This is a genomic window from Bacillus sp. FSL R9-9492 (genome assembly GCF_038007365.1).
Classification (GTDB): domain Bacteria; phylum Bacillota; class Bacilli; order Bacillales; family Bacillaceae_G; genus Bacillus_A; species Bacillus_A mycoides.
This window is the reverse complement of sequence record NZ_JBBOXC010000003.1, coordinates 114,979-135,677: the sequence shown is the minus strand read 5'-3', so window position 1 is coordinate 135,677 and position 20,699 is coordinate 114,979. Positions and strand designations below refer to the sequence as shown.

Here is a 20,699-nt window from a genome sequence, read left to right as displayed (position 1 = left end):
AATACCTCCTATTAATCTGTAATTTCAGTTTCACGCTTCCATTTCTTATTTCTCCGCTTTTTCATTACTCTGTGACCGAATAATAACAACGTGTTCAAAAAGACCGCTACAAGGAACATACAGCCCGCAAACAGCCATACATTCATGACGTTCACTCCTTTCGTTCTACAAACAAGAAAGAGGGCTTTTCCTTTTACCCTCTTTCATTTTTAGATATAAAAAAATCACTTTCCGTTTTCTCAATTGAGTAACAAAAAATGATTTAATCTGGTGTTCCTGTTATAAAATTTTTCATCGTTCCATTTCCATTGTTTCTTTTTTTCTACTTGATTTCTTTGTAGCCTTCGACTCCTCTACATTACCAGGCTCTGGCTCCTTGTCTTTTTCTTTATGATTCGTTTGTTTTCCGTTTAATGGCTGAAATTTTTTATCTACATCCATTTCCTTTGAAGTTGTAGACTGATTCACCGTTATTCCTTCTTTCCCAAGCTTCTCATTCACCTGGTTTTCTAATTTCACAACGTGTTCCTGGCTTACCAGCTCATTATCAATCGAAACATACTTTGTTGTATAATACCGCTCTTCAGCTTTTACACGAGTGACAATACTATCAATATCATCTGGTGTTTCTTCATATTGTGAACGTCTGTATGCTTCGAATTTTCGGCTTAAGTCCTTATCTAACGTAGTTGACTCTTTTTCTTTTGAAGGCTGAATTTGTTGATCTAAAGAGGCAATAGGTGCATAGCCCTCTTTCTTCATTTCTTTATACAATTCCACTTCTTTTTCACTAAATGAAGGATCTTTTTGTTCCTCTGCCTTATCAACTAAAATTCCATATCGTTCATCTTTTACGATTTCATCCAGGCTCCTATTCGCATCCTTTTCATGAATTACAAATGATTGATTCCATTTTCCATCAAAAATAGAGTCTTGAACTTTTTCATATAAATCTGATTTCAAAATATTATCCAAATAGACATTTTCTCGTTCTCCATTTTTCTTCATTAAGGAAACATATAAATCTTCTGGATTTGTTTTATCTCCGTTCCATACCGATAAATAATTAATATCTTTCGTAACGCCATCCATCATGTGGATTCTTGCAACCTCTTCATCTTGCATATCCTTCGCCAACACTTCAATTGTAACTAAATGAGTAGGTGCCTCTTTCAAGCTTTCTAATGTACTTTCCTGTTCTTTTTCCATCGGTATTTCTTTATTATTTCTATAATTCACTACTTCATCTCGTAACGCTTGTTTTACTTCATCCGATAGATACCTTTTCTCGTTTAATACTTGTTCATACGGTGTCTTGTAGTCCCCATCTCCCATATTCATACGATCCATACTCACAAGCTCCATTCTCCCAAAATCCCTATCGACTTCTTTTGGAATGGCGATATGATAACGAGCTTGATCGTATGGGACGGATTCACCTCTTTCTCTGGCTACCTCTCTTACTTTTTCAATATCTGAAATGACTTCAGACATTTTTTCATTGGCTTCACCAAATGGGATCAGTTGATTAGCCTTAAAATTTTCGTTGTCGCTCCATTGAACTAACATAGTTGGTCGATTCATTTCATCCTGATTTAGTGCTGCATACTTTTCTTGATTCGCTTCGTTAAATGCATCAATAAATTCTTTATCACTCAATTTCCCTGCACCTTCTACAGGTTCAAACGCTCGATTCCTATCTGCTTGCTCCCTTAACTCTGCAACAGAGACAAGTTCTTGTGTCGTGTTACTTAAACTCATGTATTCCACCAATAAGATATTTTTTTCATCCTGTTTTTCATTTACAAGACTAGGTTGATCGTTTTTTTCTAGTCCAATTGGTGCAAGTATTTTTTCTTCTACATGTTCATATTCAATCGTTGTATAATACCCATCCTCTTTATCTAGACCTTTAAAACTTGCCTCTTCTGCTACTGTATATCCATGACCCTCAACATGAAAAACTTCTTCATTTTGCTGTAATGGCTTACCTGTTTCTTGGCAATAAATCACTTCTGATTCGTCTTTTGGATATAGTCCTTTATATTCAATATCATTATTCATTACTTCTTTATGCGCTGTTGAAATTCGGTGATTAATTACATTCAAAGCTAGGCTCACTGAATTTTGAAACCAAAAATCCTTATGGTTTTCTTTCACATACTCATTAACACAATCGACTTTTAAACTCTTTTCACGATCTAACGAAACCTTAGCAAGTGGTATATCATTGAAACTATCTCCTAACAAATCAGCTTCATAATATGGCTCTAACGTATCTGTAATTTTTTTAAGTGCATTTTGTTCTCTGTTTGTACCAAATTCATAAACGATCTGTTCCATCTCCCTTAAATTCAAACGAACATTAGGGTTTATTTCTTCTAATACACGACTATCTTCTGAAAGTTGAATTTCATAGTTTTCCCAATGTTTTTCAAAATTTAATCCTAGCCTTTCATCAATAAGTCGCTGCGCATTTTGTTGAATGCCTGTTAAAATTTCGAAATTGTCTCTTACATTTCCATCTTTATTTTCAGACACTTGTTTTGCCATATGATCTACTCCTTTTTCGTTTGTTTTTTCTTTTTCTTTTTCCAACGTGCTTTCAATTGTTTCGATAAATTCAATTGAAGTTTCATGTACTTCTTTCAACAACTTCGTTTTATCTTTCATTTCTTTCCCTTGTGTCCAGCTTGCTAAATACCCTAAAGAATATTCGCTTGTATCAATCCCAAAATAAGAAGAAACGGCATAAGCCGTCATTTCTGCTTGGAACTCTTTTTCTGGTGCTGTGTAATTTATATGTGTCTCTGCTGTATGAAGTTTGGCATGCGCCAATTCGTGAAGAAGTGTTTTTACATTTTGTAATTCACTGTTTCTAGGATTCAAAGCAACCTCTTTTGTTAAGGTATAGCTCACACCTTTTGCAACACCCAACTCTGCTTTTGGTGCAATAATTTTCACACCGTTTTTTTCCGCAATGGCTTCCATCCCTCTGTACAAACTCTTGTAATCTGTTACGCTCCCTTCTAGCCAACGATTCGGAAAAATACGAGGTAGATCTTCCGTCTTTGCGTTCGTTTGCGACACATCAAACACATGACCGACAGCAAAATATAAGCGACCAGGTATCACTTCTACGCTTTTAGATTCGATTTGTTTTTTCTCTTCCTCACTTGCTTTAGTTATTGTTTTCCAAGTGCCTTCTTTGTCTTTGAATTTTGCTATAGTTCTGTTTGGAACAAGGATTTTAATTCCTTTCTCGCCCTTCTTAACCGGAAATCCTTTTTCTTTCCAAAAAGAAAAGGAACCCACTGCCCTGGCTCCCTCGAATTGACTCTGTATTAATGAAATATTAGATGGTGAATAGTGATAAAACTTTGCCATAAACGATAAATAATCTTTCAAATCTCCTGGTGTACGAAAATAACCTTCTATACTTTTTTCCATCTTTTTTGTTAAAGCTTGCACCGCTTCTTTCTTTTCTTCTGGTGATTTCGTTGGATACTTTTTCTTATAATTTTTACTCATGATCTTCTCCTAATCTCTCACTCGCTTTTTGCAATTCCTCCATTTCTTCTTCATTCCATCTTTCCGTTGTATCAAAGAAAAGCTCATGAGTTTTTACATTAACCGGAACTAACATATTTTCTTGATTCATAACATGAACTGCAAGTTCTTCCTCTTGTTCTCGTGTAATTTTGATTGTTAGTTCTTCCTCTTTTACAAGTAAAACAAGTTCACCTTCTCCAACCTCTTTAATGACCCCTAATGCGATATCTTCACGAAATAATAACATCCTAATAACCTCCTGTTTTTTTATAAAAAGAAACAATGTAGCTTACGTTACATTGTTCTTTGATGCCTCGTGATCTATACGTTTTTGTCTCGCATGACTAATTCGTTCCGCTACGGCTTCCTTTGCTATTTTCACGCCACCGACTTCTATTTTATCCGTAGTAATAATACTCTCTAAATCTAAGTCATTGGCAAAAAAGTATCCATTCATTAATTCGATTAAAACTTGTGTATTTCTATCCGCACTATTTGCACCGAGACGAATTTTTGTTAATTCACTTTTCAACACATCGTGTAGATTTTTTGATACAATTTCGGAAATATAATTCAATGACCATTCTGTACTTTTTGATGCTTGATGCTCCATACAAATTTTCGATATAGCATCCCCTGGATGTGTAATATTATTTTCATCCATATAGTCTTGAATGTATTGATGCACATCTTCACTCAACGATAACTTCATTCGAATTTTTTCATTCCCCATGATCTAACCCCTTTCATTTTCATATGCATTTTCCCTTTGCATACGCTCATAATACTTTTGGTTCTTCCAGCTTTCATATTCACTTTTAAAAGCACGTTCCACTTTCCTCATAGAATACTGAATAGATACATTCTGTTGAAATTTTTGAAACGGCTTTGATTTTTTCATGTAATGGTTTCTCTTTTGTTCTTTATCATATGCCTTCATTTCTTGTAAAAATGCGTTCCCCATTCTTTTATATAGGTCACTGATTTTATTCGTTTTATAACTTTCGTATTGCTTCTTATCATACTTTCCTTCCCCATATGCTTCTTTAAAAACTTGAACTTCTTTATCTAACTTTTTGAGAAATTGATCGTAATCTTTTTTATGATGATGTTGAATATATCGACTGCTCAATTCATCAATTTCCGGCTTCAATGGTTGAATTGTATTGTAGCTATATTGCCACTGTCTTTTATCACTTGGTAACTGTTTATAAATTCGTAAAAACAGTGGTTTCAAATGTTGATTGCGCCAATCAAAAACGGAATCCTCTTTTTTACTTCCCACCATATTATTTCGAATCAAATCATTAATTTGTTTTTGTTCCTGCTTACGATCTAATAAATTGTTTACGACTTTTCCCTTCATCACATCTAACGTTTTTGGTTTTCTTTTGCCACGTTCTCTCGTTGGAAATGGCTCAACAGTTGCTACATGAATATGAATATTATCCGTATTAAAGTGAATGGCTGCCGACCAGATAGAGCTTTTTTCCAACCCCTCTCTTTTTTGCATTTCCTTCATTGCAAGCCGTGTTACATCCATTAACTTTTTTTCATCCAATGTTTTTGTTTTCTCATCATAAATTCCTTGTTTCTCTAACCAGGGATTATGAAAAGAAATGACATCTTGCCACATGATACTTCCATTCTCATGAGCGGTTTTAAACATTTCCTTTAAGGATTTTTTTTCACTTTCTGTTAGACGATTTGCGTGTTCCGTAAATAGTGCCGATGTCTTTTCTGAATTCCCCATGTAGTCTTGATACGTTTCAAACATTTTCGGATTCAGCTTTACTTCACTTTTCGCTTCCTCTCGATCCACATAATCAATATAGTTCTGAAAAGCGTCCGAACTTGGTAACACAAATTTCGTTTTTAAAACAACACCTGGTGTGATTGAAGACTGAACAGGAACGGCATTACTCATTTTCAACATCCTGCATCATCATTTGAATAAACTCATTCATTTTTTCCATTGCGCTATAACAATCACTCATCATATGGATGTTCTTTTCAATGAGATTTTCTAATTCCATTTCCCTTTTATTTTGTTGCTGAAAAAATGCCAGCATTTCAATTTGAGCTTTCAAAAATTTTTGCCGGGATAATCCTTTCCTCTTTGCAATTTCATCTATTTTCTTTACGGCAATTGAATCTACTTCTCTTATTCTAATTTCCACTTTTCCCTCTCCTTTCTGCAATTCTGGGTAGAGATCAAAAAATAGTGAGAAGAGCATAAGGGGTTTTTGTTCCCACCTAAGGTGTGAAGCTAGGCGGAGCCTAGCAAAACGATGGGAACAAGGAAAGAAGTTGAATGTCCCCATTACGTCCCTATCTTTTTTATTAATGTCTCCATCATGTCCCGTTATTTTTTCTTAGTGTCCCTTTAACGTCCCCTTATTTCACCCCAATGTCTCCATCGTGTCCCTATATCTTTTTTCACTTTTTATTAACTTCTTGTGCCTTTTCTTCTAACTTTTTGATCTTATCTCGCGCAATTTTTTGTTCTCCTTTAAACAATTCAACGTTCTTTTCTGATGATTTTATTTTTGATTCTAAGGATGCTATTTTCGATTGCGTTTCCGTTTTTTCCGCATCGGTTTGGTACTTCATTTCATCTTTTAGTTCTTTTACTTTTTCATAAACTGTCTTCGCATTTTCTTCTTCCATTTTGATTGCTTTCCCATAATTTTTGATCTTTGTTTCAATATCTTTTTTGTCTCTCTCTATAAAATCTAGCTCATATGTTTTTTTGTCTTCAGCTAACAATTCATCATTTGCTTTTGTTTTTCTTTGATCGGTGAAAATCGTCTGAACTAATTTATTCGGACTTTTTGTTGATGCATTTTCTTCTTCATATTCGTTAACATCTTGCGTGAATTTACGAATATCCATTTGTTCTTTTTCACCGTTTTTATTGTAAATATCGAAAGCTAATGCTCCCCAATTCGGAGATAACTCTGTTACTTCCACCACATAATTTCCGTTCTCTTCATACAACACTTTGACAGGTAATTGAACACCAGACTTCACTTTTTCTTGTGCTTTAAACGTAAATCCTGTTTCCTCATACCCTTCTATTCGAAAACGAATTTGTATAAAGTTTTTGTGTGGATTGTATTCCCTTTGTTCTACAATCAATTTCCCCATACCCGACAACTTAATTACTTTATTTGTCTCTGTATGGAATAGTTTTTCATCGTTTGGCATGTAAATTTTAGATGTCAAGAAAGCGAAAAAACCCAAAAATAGAAAACTGATAATTGTTAGGTAGACCCACGACTTATTTTTTCTTAGATTGATTCTTTCACTTTTCTTACCAATCGCTCCTATCACACTCTCACCCCACCTTTTTTCGTTATAAAACTTTCATATTGAGTTCTTCTACACTCGTAACTCGCCATGTTTCTTTTTCTTTTTTTATGATGATTCGCAACACATTGTTTACTTTTTCTTCTCGATTTTGCGATGAATCTGTCGTAACATTTATAAATTCAGCTAGCACATTTACCTCCTCTTTATCGGGTTCATTTTCTTGTAAATAAAACTTCATTTCTATTGGTTTCGTTTTATACGTATCTCCTAATTCGTATTTATCAGTTGGATAAAATTGTTGTAAAAGTTCTTCACTCATAATGGATTTTGCTTTTTCTTTTCGCTCACTGTATCCTTCTTTTTCTCGGTGAAATGATAATTGAATGAACGTTTCGGCTGTCGATAAGTACGCCCTTCTCTGTTGTTCTTGTGCGGAAGGAAGCACCTTATCCAGTCGTTTTTTTAAGTCTTCATTTTGTTTTGTTAGTAATTCATTTGAAAGTTTCAACTGTTTTTCTTTGCCATCACTCATTGATTTTTTGCTCAAATAGATATTAAAAGCTGTCACACCTACAACTAAAATGACAAACACAATAAACAAGAATTTCCGTTTATCTTTCATACTTACAGTCTCCTATTCTTTCGATTTTTAGAACCTTCTTACATGACCAGAAAAGACTTTTTGCCAATACGGATTATTTAAATCTTCAATGGAAACACCTTTATTTGTTTGGCATCCAATGAATGTGTTTTTATCAATTACAATGCCAACATGCCCGTCATGTTTATAGGTATCAAAGAAAATAACATCACCCGGTTTCATATCATTTGCTGATACTTTTGTACCGATTTTATTTAATGTTTCCGTACTTACAGCTCCTATTGGACTGGTATACATCCCTACTTGTTCGAATGCCCAGCGTACAAAACTACTACAATCAAAAATCCCTCTTGCAATGTCATTTGTGTTACGTCCACCACCAAATACATATGTAGAACGCCCTATCCATTGACGACCTACATCGGCAACTTTTGAACCGCTACTTCCTCCACTTCCTGGATTTCCTCCACCACCAGAAACGACAGACCCCGGTTGATAATATTTCAAAACCGCATCGACGTACAGGTAGAGTAAGCACCCAACGCCTTGCTACATTACTGTAGTAGGTTTTCAAGTGCTCCTCCCCGAACCGGACTTACATCTCTCAATGTATCCGGCTCTCCATCTGTCTCCTGCTAGACTTCTCCTTTGTGCCTTTTAACGTGGCACTCTTTACATAACGCTATGGTTTTACGATTCCTTGAAACCATACGTTTCTCTAGATAGGACTTGTTCGGCTTATTTTTAATGTCTTTTAATCTTTTTACGTGATGCATATGAATTGTTGTATTCGTTTTCCCACACAATTCACATTGTTCTGCTTTGATTCGATCAGAGAGTTTCGTTTCACTTAACACATATTTTGTATCTGGAATTAAATCTAAGTTCGCTTCTTTTGACTGTTTCTCTCGTGGAAAACTACGTTCCATAAAATGGGTTTGCTTTTCTCCTCGAGATGTTTTATATGTGACAGTAAATCGTCTATTTTTCTCATAACGTTTTCGAATCTCTTTTGTTTTAACTCTATACTTAGATGCAAATGTTTTTAGCATAGAGTAGTACATGAAGTAGGCAAAACGATGCATATGATTGCTCACGTTTTCTGCTAGCCGATAATAGTTATACAATCCTCTTATTTCACTGTTATATTGAGTGACAATCTCTAAATCTTCATTATGAATGAAGTATCCTCTTTCTTTGGGCATCCAAGTGCCATCGGCACTCATTTTGATAGCTTGGTATTTCTTCAATTTGTTGACCCAAGCCTCATGAGGCATTTTTAATTGAACTTTTCCATTAAGGTATCTACATACTCTCCCAATCGCATCTTTTCGAGGTGCACTTCCTCTAAAAATACGAATGTTGTAACCGAGAAATCCTGCATATTTTTCAGAAGCATGGGTAATAAGTGTTTTCTCTGGCGACAATTCCAATTGAAGTGTCTTCATTAGATACTCAGTCAATGTTTCCTTAATATATCTTGCATCGTCCTTTGAACCAATTACACCAATTAGAAAGTCATCAGCGTATCTAACATAAGTAAGACGCTTATAAGTTGAATCCATTGGATTACTATATGGAATTGTCTGTAATTCTTTCTTTAACGCTTTAGCTTGTTCTAAATGTTGTTGTGCTTCTTCCTTTTGTTCTTTTTCTAGTGCATTTTTATACTTCCGAATCATGCTTCTCATTTGAGTATATTTCCGTTGATATTCAGGATTGTTCTTTCGTTTTTTACCTTGATTGAATTGTTGTATATAGTTCATCATGTATTGGTCTAACTCATTCAAGTAGATATTAGAAAGAAGTGGACTGATAATACCACCTTGCGGAGCACCGCTAAAGGTATTATGAAATTTCCATTCTTCCAAGTATCCAGCACGCAGAAATTTCCATATCAGTTCAATAAATGCCTCATCTTCAATACGTTTTCTTAAAATGCCAATCAAAGTATGATGATTGATGTTATCAAAAAAACCTTTAATATCCCCTTCAATAAACCAATTGCTACCAGTAAACGTTCTTTGGATTTCTTGAAGTGCTGTGTGACAGCTTCTTCCTTTTCGATAAGCATGTGATGATATGGCGAACGTTGGTTCATATATTGCTTCCAATATCATTCTCACAACTTCTTGCACCAATTTATCCGCAAAACTAGGTATACCCAATGGTCTTTTCTTTCCGTTTTTCTTTGGGATATATACTCTTTTTGATGGGAACGGTTGATATGTCCGTTGCTTAAGGGCTTCTATCAGCTCTTCAATAACTTCTATTGAAAATCCATCAATAGAACGTTTATCTACACCCATCGTGAGTGCTCCATCATTTTTACTCAGATTGTCATATGCAGTGAAATAAAACTCTGGATTGTACAAATTTCGATAGAGTCTTCGGAATTTATGCTCTTCCTTCTGACCCTGTCTTTGCAGGTTGCTTAACACTACTTTTGGACTTTGCATGATGCCTTTCGCACCTCCCCAATTTCATTTTTAAGCGGACAGACTGCCTTCCTTCGCCATGTGCTAGGCTTTCCCCAGCTCGGACTACTATGAAGGCTCCGTTACCTTATTAGATATTCATGAGCCACACTTCTTGGCAGAGCCTTGAAGTCATCCCCAATAGCCTTCCGGCTTTCCAACTTAGGTAATCCCCGTTTAGAAGACAAGAGACTTGCACATATGGTTTCGGATGCGACTTTCACACGTTTCCACGTATAGTGGAGGATGGTAAATGTCCCTATGCATAGCGACGACACAATTATCGCTATGTCATCTACCACATTCCGTATATAACCATCTTCCGAAATGAGTTACGGTAGCCTTCCTTGTGCTATCGTTCAAGCAGTTTAGCTTTCATCCTTATCCATACTTCACATCTTGCCGTTCAGTCGTGATTCGATGATTAATCAACTTACGGCTTTCTTGACATGCTATTGTCCCTTTTCAGTTTCCTTTCAAGGTTAGTCAAGTGATGCCAGGTCGTTTAGGGAAGACCTAATGGTTTGCAATCACCATGTTCTCTTGCTCCCTCTACGGGCGCACGATATCGCCATAACACGCTTGATACGGTACAGCTTCTGGTCTAAGGCAATGATACATGCCAGTATGTTTTACTTTTTGATACTGTTGTTGTGAAAATTTGATTGCTATTTCTTTCGTATATTTACCACCATTTGCACCAACAAAATCAAAAAATCCTGTTCCGAAGTTGTACGCTTGGAGGGCTGTTTTGATATGATCCATGTCACCAGGACTCGTTACACCAGCTCTTTCTATCGCATGTTTAAACTCCTGTACGCCAGCCCATATGCTGTAATCGGGATCAGTAATACAGTTTGGTGATTTACAATATTTCGTATTAAATGCACCCTCTGATGATTGCATCGGATCACTACCACGTCCTCCGCTCTCTTGCATCATTTGAGCAAGCATTAAAGCGACAAACGGTTCCACACCAAAGTCTTTCGCATGCTTCCGAATCGTAGGTTCCCATTTCAAAACTTCCGGCGAAACGTTCATGACTTGCCCTTCACCTGTATACGTAGTATCACCTGCATCTGTTCCACTTTCCCCACCCATTGCCGCAATAAAAATACTCATAACTCCAAGTAAAAGAAAAGAAAAAAGACCCATCACAATTAGCGCTAAAGTGATGAGCCATTTCCTTGGTATAATCCTTAAAACTAGATGCATGGTATTAAGCACCTCCCCCGAATAACATCAATTCTTCGTCCGTTACTTCTACATGGAAGTGAATGTTTTTTACAGCCCCAATACTTAAAATCACATCCCCTGTTGGCAAATGTGGAATCGCTGCAATCTCACTTTCACTTAACTGTCCTGCAAATACTTTTCGTAACATATCTAAACTGTTATTATCTTGCTGCATGATAAATTTGTACTGTGTAAGTTCAAAGAGCTTTTTAATTTCATCAATCATTTCCTGTGAAGATCCTTCCGGTACAAAATCTCGAATCGTATGACTTGCATATAAAAGCCCTGCAAAATATTTTCGGTCTTCTCGGCTAAATTTAATTAAAAATTGTAAAGCATGAGCACTCTCTTTTCGTGTGTTGATAATATGATGTGCTTCGTCAATAATAATGAAATATCGAATGACATCTTCAAAAGCAATTTGTTTTTTGTTAAAGGCTCTTAATTGAGGAGCACCATTTGAAATCATTTCATCCCAAAGAAGATTTAACACATTAAAGATTTGCGCCTGAAACACTTCTGGTTTAGAACTGGATATATTCCGTAAGGAAAAAGATACAACTTGTTCTTTCTTGAAATCTTCAATTGTAGAATGTCCATCGAATAATTGCGCATACACTTCTACTAGGTTCATAAGATTTAATTCAATTAATTCTAAACGATGGATTCTACTGTCTCCTAAATTTTCATGGTGTTTTTTACTTTCTACATCTTGATATAACTCGTTACGAACAAAATTTAAAAAATCGGAGAAGATAGGGTATTCTTTCGGTTTTCTTGTTGTAATTTCATTTGTTACTCCCTTTTTATCATTCCATAATCCCATACGAATATATAATTTTCGAAGCAAATTTTCATACTCTTTAATTTCATCATCTTTTGCTTCTGGTGCAATAAAGCGATAAAAAGTTGTTACTTTGGATAAATGCTGAATGAAACTAACTTCCTCACTTTCTGCTGTCTTATACACTTGAAGTGGGTTAATTTGACCCTGTGATCCATCTAATGCAATTGTTTTTCCATTCAAGTCACGTACTGTTTCCTCAAATTCACCTACAATATCAAAAATACGGATAAAATGTCCCTTACTTGCATAATCCACGGCTTTCTTTTTTAGTAAGGTTGATTTTCCAGCACCAGGCTTTCCAACCATTACACCGTTATAACTCTTTCTTTGTTTGTCTTTATGAAAAATATCAAAAATAACATTTCCTTTTGTTTTCGTTGTCCCATAATACGTACCGTATGGATCGTTCAAATAAGAATAGTGAAATGGACATCCACCAGCCAAACTGACTGCCGGAATTTCTTTTCCTTTTCTTCGGTTCACATAATTTTTTTGTGTATCAAAGCTCGTCACGAGTGCATCCCATTCATACTCTTGTTCATTTAAAAAGACAGCTCCTCGAAAGTTATAAGACTCTAATGTTTCCATAATTTCTTTTACTTGTTTTTCTAACTCATCTAAAGTTCTAGCGGAAACATAGATACGGATATGAATACGTTTCATGACCTCACCTTGTTTCAAATCCGTATAGAGAGCTTCCAGCTCTAAAAATTCATTTTTTGCATCAATCCGATCTATATTATCCTTTGCTGTATCATGCCGAACACTTTGTTCACTCATGGATTTATTAATAGATTCAACGACCTCTTTTCGATCATCACTCATTACATCTAATGTTGTGATCACATTTGGCATATTCATAATTTGCTCTAACCAAAAATCATTTACTTCTGTTGGATAATCAAAAATATGAATACAAGTACCTAATCCATCACCTGTTTGCACATAATTTTCTTTAAAACTGATTCCCCCTTGTGGCTGAACTCTAGCCACTAAATAAGGGTTATAACCTTTCTTCTTTTTTAGTTCTTCTTGCTTTTCTTTTTTGGATTTTTTACTTTTGAACGCAAACATATTGTTTCCCCCTTACTACCATATATTTTTCGTTCCTAATTTTGCATTTTGATTAAACAATTTAAACATAAGCTCTAACTTTTTCTCTTCATCCACTTCTAATAGTTCAGTAGAGCGCTTGATATACCGTTTTGCTGCATCCACACGTTCTTTTACGATTAATTCCGTTTCTCCGTAAATAAATAAGAAGGCTTCACGATTTGTTCTTCCCCATTCTAAAAACTGAAGTTCTTTTAACTTCTGATTTAAAATTCGTTCATACAAAGGACTGGTACATTCTTTAATTTTCTTCTCTATATATCGTTGCTGTTCGGTAGTTTGACATGGGAAGTTTAAAAAAACGAGTTTAATGGAATGTTTGTAGGCTTGATAAAAATACGCATGTGAGAAAATAACAAATGCTTGTTCATCGCTATTCTTAGAGAACATATCGTCACCTTCCACTTGAAGAATTTCTAAAAACTCCTCATTTTTCAGCTCAAATATACCATCCTCCGTCATGTCTACGATTTGCATAATTTCCGCAATACTTTTCTTTACCTTTGGTGGTGCTTCTTTCTTTTTTCTAGATAAAAAACCTAAAAGCTTTGGATTTTTCTTTTTCGAAACATCTTTCTTTGGCTTTTCTTTCTTCTGTTTTTTTACTTTTGGTTCTACCTTTGGTTTTTCTTCTTTCTTTTTATTGGGTACCATCTTCACAATTTCTTTTGGTTCAGAAAGTGATTCTTTTACATTTTTTTCATTAAATCGAAATGCTTTTTTCTTCGGTATTTCTAGTTGTTTTGGCTCTTCTTTCTCCACATCTTTTTCGCTGAATAACGCCATATGTGATCCCTCCCTTATTGATCGTTATCAATGGCGCAATATGCACCTTTTCTTCTTAGCAATGTAATAATCAACACTTCATACATTCGTTTTTGAGGATTCGTACTTGGTCGCCAAATCATGATAATTGCAATAGCTGCCATGAAAATAACAAATGGTAACTGAAAGGAATCATGTACGAAATTCCTAAGAATCATTGTTACAACTAATAAACCAATTAATAAAAAGAAATCTATTAAATAAAGCACTTTATTAATCCGTAATTCTGTACTGATTTCCTTCGGAATCCGATAGCTTCTCATCGGGATTCCCTCCTTTTCGACAATAAAAAATAAGCGCACGATTACGCTTATTTTTTATCCGTATTATTTTTATTTTTGTTCACGATATCTCTCCAACTTTTGCCTGTGTTTTGCCCCATCTGATAAAAACGCTTTGTATTCTGTACCGTTTCAGAATTATGAATCCGTTCTTGCACTCCTCTTACCTTTTGTTTCACCGATGATGTAGTATTTTTAACTTTATCCGTTGTATATTGTCCTAATGTCCGTGTTTCTTGATTTCTACTTGCTGCCACTTCTTTATCACTTTCATATGGAATAATTGGGCTACTATGTGTCACCGTTACGATGTCGGCTGATGCTGGACTTCCTCCACTTGGTACTGGACTTGATGTTTCCATTGGTGCCGGGCTACTTCCACTTGATACTGGTCTTGATGTTTCTACTGGTGCCGGGCTACTTCCACTTGGTACTGGTCTTGATGTTTCCATTGGTGCCGGACTTCCTCCACTTGGTACTGGTCTTGATGTTTCCACTGGTGCCGGACTTCCTCCACTTGGCACTGATCTTGGTGTTTCCATTGGTGCCGGACTTCCTCCACTTGGTACTGGTCTTGATGTTTCCACTGGTGCCGGACTTCCTCCACTTGGCACTGATCTTGGTGTTTCCATTGGTGCCGGACTTCCTCCACTTGGTACTGGTCTTGATGTTTCCATTGGTGCCGGACTTCCTCCACTTGGTACTGGTCTTGATGTTTCCATTGGTGCCGGACTTCCTCCACTTGGTACTGGTCTTGATGTTTCCATTGGTGCCGGACTTCCTCCACTTGGTACTGGTCTTGATGTTTCCATTGGTGCCGGACTACTTCCACTTGATACTGGTCTTGATGTTTCCATTGGTGCCGGACTTCCTCCACTTGGCACTGGTCTTGATGTTTCTACTGGTGCCGGGCTACTTCCGCTTGGTACTGTTCCTGGTGTTTGACTTCCTTCACTTGCTCCTTGTCTTACCGCTCCGGCTGTTTGACTTCCTTCACTTGCTCCTTGTCTTACTGTTCCTGCTGTTGGATTCCCTTCTTTTGTTCCTTGTTTTACCGCTCCTGCTGTTGGGTTCCCTTCACTTGCTCCTTGTTTTACCGCTCCTGCTGTTGGATTTCCTTCACTCGCTCCATTTGCTTTTCCAGCTTCTTTCATTTCATCTTGAAGACTTGTTGTTCCCGATTCTTGCCCATTTGCTCCCCCAGGGGTTTCATTCCCTTCTTTCTTCATATCCTCTTGAATAGATGGCGTACCACCATTCTTTTTATCTTCTTCCTTATTTAAGTTACTTTTTTCTTTTTCTTTATTTGCTACATCATTGCCTTGTGTTTTTTTTTGATCCGCTTTTTTCATTTGATCTTGCAAGGACTCTTTATTTTCAGACTCATTCCCTTTTTTCAAACCACTTATAAGACCAGCCATGCCACCTGTTGCCATCGCTGCCGCACTTGCTGTTTTAGCTGCTGCAACACCCGTTCCTTCTGCTGCACCTTTCGCCCCTTTTCCAATCATATTCCCTAGACTCTTCATTGGTTTTGAGTTTGCAAGAGCGCCAATTCCTTTACCAAGTGCGAAACCACCCGCTAAACCACCTGCTAACATGCCCCAACTGCTCTTTAATCCAATATCTATTCCAAATAACCTTTCTACGACTGCCGGGCCATCTAAAACTGCCATACTAAATGCCGCTAATGCAATCAGATACGGTACACCATTTAATTTGTCATGGAGAAACGCCGTTCCCATTATATATAGCTTCAAAGATAGGAATATCATAATCGTTGCTATAAATATATTGAGGATATTGGATAATACAGCTTTTAACTTTTGACCATTCGCAACATCGGCTGGTGCTAATATGTTGGCTAACAAATAGTTAAATGCTAATTCATAAAATAATCTAGCTAACTTAATACTTACCAATAACAACGTTGCGCCTGTTATCAGTAAAGTAAAGAATATGTTCCAAAAATTCCAATGCCAGCGATAATACTTTTCGGGAAAGAAATCAAACCATCCATCTTTTAATTCAGCTAAAGATGCAACTCCTAACGCATCCATCACCCTTTTATTCTGTAGGATTTTTTGACCACCATCTGATAAATCCTTGTCTTTCGTAAATTTGAAATCGGAATCAATTTTTTCTGTAATATCTATTTGTCTAATATTTTTTTCAGGAATATTATTTTTCGGATTCATATCTTCTTTCTTTTTCCATCCATTTTGATCTATTACTGCAATATCCGTTATGTTCTTCTTAATAATTTCATCACTTAAGGAACCTTTTTGTTCTGATTTTACAACTGCTATGGCATCATCGGTAAACTTATCGACCTTTGTCATACCAGTACTTAATAAACAAAGTACACTCAGTGTTACGAAAATATTGATGATAATTTGAGAACGGTTCATTTGTTTGTTCATAATGAACATATAGCCAATATATAAAAACGATATGGCTAAAAGAACGACAAACAATGGATATAACATATCAACAAAATTTTGTATTTCCGGTGAATTAAAGAATCCTTTAATTCCTAGCATGGCATCTGTCACACCCTCCAAGGCATCTACAATTAAAGATAAACCTTGAATTAAGAACCATCCTAGCCAACGCAATACATAATTCACTATGTCTCCTACTTGAAGATAATCCGAGAACTCTTCTATAGTTTTTAAAATCTCTTCATCTTTCACCATTTATCCTCCTCTCATACTTACTACTGCCCTAATACTTCCTTTGCTGTCCAATTCACCCTTTCATTCAGTCTGTTAATACGAATAATCAATTTCCCTTTTTGTTCCCGATCTACTGAAAGGAAAAGAACCGCATCTTCTAGACCAAGAATGACCTCATTTTCTTCAGTTACAAATGGCGAGTAACTATCTAAAATCAATTGCATTTTATCCGTTATTGTCGGTACACACATTCCCTCTTCCCCCTTTATATTTGGATTCAAAAAAGCACTCAATCATTTGAGTGCTTTTCTAACCCGTTACTTGTTCTTTTTCTTCTAAATCACGTAAGATTCGATTAATCTTGTTTTCGACTGCTTGATAAACACTTTTGTCGATGTGGTCATTGTGAGCTAACATTTGAAATTCACTGTAAAACTCGCCCATTTCTTGATTTTCAACTTCATCTATTGATTTGCCTAACTGTGCTAAAAAGAACTTATCAACCAGTTTCAAAACCGCTAAATCAGATTCGAAAAATTCATTAACCGTTTTTTCTTTCCAATTTTCAATGGAGAGGGAATCAAACGGGCTATCTTCCTGCTGAAATGCCTCTTCCGGAATATCTTCATCAATTCCCATCATGGTTGGTTCTTCTACTGGCTGCGGTTTCTCTACTTGAGAAGAAGCTTCTTGTTCTTGTTCTTGTTCTTGTTCTTGTTCTTGTACTTGTTCTGGCTCTGATGGTTCTTTCTCAATTTGTTCTTCCTTTCTTTCTCCTAGAAAATCTACAATAAGTTTTTTCGGTTCTACATCATCGTGTAAGGAGTCGATATCTATATCTAAAATAGATTTATCTGTATCAAACTCTACTCCTAAGTACTCCCATCTATATTTTAAAGCTGTTTCTTCCGTATTATAAATTGGTCGTGGTCTGATACGCTTTCGATTATTATCTTGACGTTTTATGACACGAATAACGACACTTTCTCCTTCTTTAAAATTCGTAAGCTCATTTGCTGTTAACAGCGGTCGTTGATCTAGACCTTCCGTTTTATTTTTATCGGTAGAAAGACCTTTTCCACTTCGGGAAGGTAGGTTAATTGTCTGATTCCCTAGTTTTTTGGACACTTTTTCGGCGGTTTCTTGATCGTTTGTTAGAATGTAGATCGTATTCCCACAGTTTCCATCAATGGTATCTGCATCCTCACCATACTTATTTTTTAATTGTGCATATGCCTGGATTACAAGATTAAAGCGAACATTTCTACCGAGACAAACTGTAATAATATTCGCCATTCCTTCAATACTCGGCATATTGTAGGGTAAGAACCCGGCGCCTTAAGACCTCTCGGTCTTAGGTTTCCGAGAACTCCCCCCCGAACCGTACGTACCCCTCTCAAGGTATACGGCTCTCCGTCTCTTCAGTCTAGCTTCCCGTTATGCAGGTCACGATGACACTTTCGACAAAGTATCATTGTTTTACGGTTCCTTGCTATCATCTGTCTTTCCCATTTCTTTTTCCCTTTAAGGTTCTTTAACTTTCGAACATGATGAACTTCCATTGAGCCTTCTTCAGCCTTACACCATTCACATTGATTAGCCATCAACCTTTGAATAAGCGATGTTCGGGATTGGTAGGATACTTCCGAAGGAAGTTTTTCTATATCCTTTTTAGTTATAGGAGCTTTATTCCTACGAAATCCCTTATCATAAAGCACTTCCGTTTTCTTGCCGGACTTTGTCTTATAACTGACTTGGAATATTCCATTCACCATAAATTTTTGTTTAGCTTTGCCTAAGGTAGTACGGTACTTATTTGCTAAGGTTTTATACATAGAGTATTCCAGGAGATACTTATAACTGTTTAAATGGCACACATTCACCGCCAGTTGATAATATTGATAGGTTCCACGTATTTGAGCGTTATAGTTCCTTAAAATCTCAAGAGGCACTAATTTAATTAACTCTGGACGGTGAATTGGTTTCCATTGACCTGTCTTTTGGTTGACTTTTATTGCCCCTTTTTTAAATAGGCGACTATAGACAAGATCAGCAGGCATATATAGTTCACACTTTAACGAGAATGCTCTTGTTTTTATTCCATCGCTTCGCCGTTTGGAGTGGAAATCTCGTCCAACTTTAACGTCGTAACCTAAAAATCGAGCCTTATTTCTTGTGTTTGTTATAAGTGTTTTCTCCTCAGATAATGTTAGCTTAAGTTCAGATTTCAAGAAATTAGCGATGTCTTTCTTTGTTCTATTCGCATCTTCCTTACTCCCAATAACCCCAATTAGAAAGTCATCGGCGTATCTCACATATTGAATTCGTTTATAATTCTCATCCATTGGATACCGTTGAGGAGTGCGTTCTCTTTCAGCTAATAACTCACGTATCTTATTGGTCAACTCTTTTTCCCGTACTTCATCTTTTTCTTTAGCTTCCCTTAGTTTTTTCTTAGCCCTACTTATCTGATGTTGTATTTTAGAATAAACTGGATTTGTCCTTTTAGTCTTTCCTACATCAAAAGTTGACTTATAACGATTCATAAAATTGTCTAATTCATTTAAATAAATATTTGCTAATAAGGGGCTAAGGATACCACCTTGTGGTGTACCACTAAACGTCTTATGGAACTTCCAGTCTTCTAAGTAACCGGCTCTAAGAAACTTCCATATAAGCGCAATAAATTGTTCATCATCTATCCTTTTCCTTAGAGTATAGATAAGGATATGATGATTAATATTGTCAAAAAAGCCTTCAATATCACCTTCGATGAACCATCTACTCCCAGTAAACGTGCCTTTAACCTGTATTAGAGCTGTATGGCAGCTCTTTTCAGGGCGGAACCCATGAGAAAACTTACTAAAAGTTGGTTCATAGATAGATTCTAGTAGGGTTTTTATGACTTCTTGGACTAACTTATCTTCTACGGAAGGTATGCCTAACGGACGCTTTTTTCCATTTTTCTTTGGAATATAAACTCTTCTTACTGGTTTTGGCTGATAAGAATAATCTCGCAATTTATCAATTAATCCTGAGATTCTTCTCTTAGACATTCCGTCAATGGTCTTTCCATCTGTTCCAGCAGTCATATTTCCTTCGCTAGCGTATATGTTTTGATAAGCTTCAAGGAAAAATAATGGATTGTACAGATTTCGATATAATTTCTTGTATTTGTACCCTGCTTTCTTACTGTGAGATGCTAGATTTTCTAATACGATTTTTGGGCTTCGCAAGAGCCTCACGCCCCTTCCCAATTTAATATTAGTCGAAAAGACTGTTCTCCTTCGCCTTGTACGAGGCTTTCCCTCGCTCTGACTACTACGAGAACTCCGTTGCCATATTGGATTTTCATGAGCCACATACCTTGCTTTTTACACTTGGTATCATCCTCAATAGCCTCCTTACGAGGCACTCCAAGTTAGGCAATCCCCATTTAGTACATATAGAGACTAGACTAATTATGATGTCGGATGCCACTTTCGTCCGTTACTTGTTATTCAAGTTAGTCAGTCTTTGGTCTGCCATACGTAACACGTATGTTCAATGGAAACTTCGGCAATATTTCCATTCTTAGACTGCGAAGCGTTTCAATGACCCTTCACTTCGGGCGACGATACTCCACTTTGGACTATGGTTCAAGCAGTTTAGCCTTCATCCTTATTCATAACATTTTTACCTTGCCCCTCAGTCGTACCTAGGTCATTTAGGTAACTTAGGGCTTTCCTTGCATGCTCTGGTCCCCTCCGGGTTTCCCCTTCTAGGTAAGCAAGG

At 36.4% G+C, this 20,699-nt stretch carries 15 protein-coding genes and 3 pseudogenes; all 18 read right to left on the bottom strand.

Going from position 1 to position 20,699, the window contains the following annotated elements; translation table 11 throughout:
- Positions 1-11: 11 nt before the first annotated feature.
- Positions 12-146, bottom strand: a complete 135-nt coding sequence (locus MKY70_RS30395; protein ID WP_265323984.1) for a hypothetical protein — start codon at positions 144-146, stop codon at positions 12-14.
- Positions 147-291: 145 nt separating this feature from the next.
- Positions 292-3,531: an LPD25 domain-containing protein gene (locus MKY70_RS30390; protein ID WP_341026865.1), complete on the bottom strand. Its 3,240-nt coding sequence runs from the start codon at positions 3,529-3,531 to the stop codon at positions 292-294.
- On the bottom strand, positions 3,524-3,799 hold the full coding sequence (locus MKY70_RS30385; RefSeq protein WP_341026863.1) for a hypothetical protein: 276 nt from the start codon (positions 3,797-3,799) through the stop codon (positions 3,524-3,526). The genes MKY70_RS30390 and MKY70_RS30385 overlap by 8 nt, the downstream gene beginning before the upstream one ends.
- A gap of 42 nt (positions 3,800-3,841) precedes the next feature.
- A complete protein-coding gene (locus MKY70_RS30380) occupies positions 3,842-4,285 on the bottom strand; it encodes a hypothetical protein (protein ID WP_341074738.1) in 444 nt (147 codons plus the stop codon).
- Positions 4,286-4,288: 3 nt separating this feature from the next.
- The gene (gene mobP2 / locus MKY70_RS30375; RefSeq protein WP_341026861.1) at positions 4,289-5,479 is read right to left on the bottom strand and encodes a MobP2 family relaxase; all 1,191 of its coding nucleotides are present in this window, start codon (positions 5,477-5,479) and stop codon (positions 4,289-4,291) included.
- Positions 5,472-5,732 carry a hypothetical protein gene (locus tag MKY70_RS30370; RefSeq protein WP_341026859.1) on the bottom strand — a complete coding sequence of 87 codons (261 nt, stop codon included), beginning with the start codon at positions 5,730-5,732 and terminating at the stop codon, positions 5,472-5,474. Before MKY70_RS30370 ends, mobP2 begins: the two co-directional genes overlap by 8 nt.
- Before the next feature lie 259 nt (positions 5,733-5,991).
- Entirely contained in the window at positions 5,992-6,888 is an 897-nt protein-coding gene (locus MKY70_RS30365; protein WP_341026857.1) for a hypothetical protein, read from the bottom strand.
- A gap of 22 nt (positions 6,889-6,910) precedes the next feature.
- Positions 6,911-7,489 (bottom strand): MerR family transcriptional regulator, encoded by a 579-nt coding sequence (locus tag MKY70_RS30360; RefSeq protein ID WP_341026855.1) that lies wholly within the window; start codon positions 7,487-7,489, stop codon positions 6,911-6,913.
- A 27-nt stretch (positions 7,490-7,516) separates the two neighbouring features.
- Positions 7,517-7,993: pseudogene (locus tag MKY70_RS30355) on the bottom strand (C40 family peptidase); the annotation flags it as partial.
- A gap of 110 nt (positions 7,994-8,103) precedes the next feature.
- The gene (locus MKY70_RS30350) at positions 8,104-9,927 is read right to left on the bottom strand and encodes a reverse transcriptase/maturase family protein (protein ID WP_159146896.1); all 1,824 of its coding nucleotides are present in this window, start codon (positions 9,925-9,927) and stop codon (positions 8,104-8,106) included.
- 579 nt (positions 9,928-10,506) lie between these two features.
- Positions 10,507-11,160: pseudogene (locus MKY70_RS30345) on the bottom strand (lysozyme family protein); the annotation flags it as partial.
- Between the two features lie 4 nt (positions 11,161-11,164).
- A complete protein-coding gene (locus MKY70_RS30340; RefSeq protein WP_098769583.1) occupies positions 11,165-13,102 on the bottom strand; it encodes a VirB4 family type IV secretion system protein in 1,938 nt (645 codons plus the stop codon).
- Positions 13,103-13,117: 15 nt separating this feature from the next.
- On the bottom strand, positions 13,118-13,927 hold the full coding sequence (locus MKY70_RS30335; protein WP_098769585.1) for a hypothetical protein: 810 nt from the start codon (positions 13,925-13,927) through the stop codon (positions 13,118-13,120).
- Positions 13,928-13,941: 14 nt separating this feature from the next.
- A complete protein-coding gene (locus MKY70_RS30330; protein ID WP_002130425.1) occupies positions 13,942-14,229 on the bottom strand; it encodes a DUF5592 family protein in 288 nt (95 codons plus the stop codon).
- A gap of 47 nt (positions 14,230-14,276) precedes the next feature.
- Positions 14,277-16,943 (bottom strand): pLS20_p028 family conjugation system transmembrane protein, encoded by a 2,667-nt coding sequence (locus MKY70_RS30325; protein ID WP_341074736.1) that lies wholly within the window; start codon positions 16,941-16,943, stop codon positions 14,277-14,279.
- 23 nt (positions 16,944-16,966) lie between these two features.
- Positions 16,967-17,176: a hypothetical protein gene (locus tag MKY70_RS30320; RefSeq protein ID WP_341026849.1), complete on the bottom strand. Its 210-nt coding sequence runs from the start codon at positions 17,174-17,176 to the stop codon at positions 16,967-16,969.
- Positions 17,177-17,234: 58 nt separating this feature from the next.
- Positions 17,235-18,242 (bottom strand): annotated as a pseudogene (locus MKY70_RS30315) (TraG/TraD/VirD4 family protein); the annotation flags it as partial.
- 104 nt (positions 18,243-18,346) lie between these two features.
- A complete protein-coding gene (locus MKY70_RS30310; protein ID WP_179955928.1) occupies positions 18,347-20,161 on the bottom strand; it encodes a reverse transcriptase/maturase family protein in 1,815 nt (604 codons plus the stop codon).
- Between the last annotated feature and the right edge of the window lie 538 nt (positions 20,162-20,699).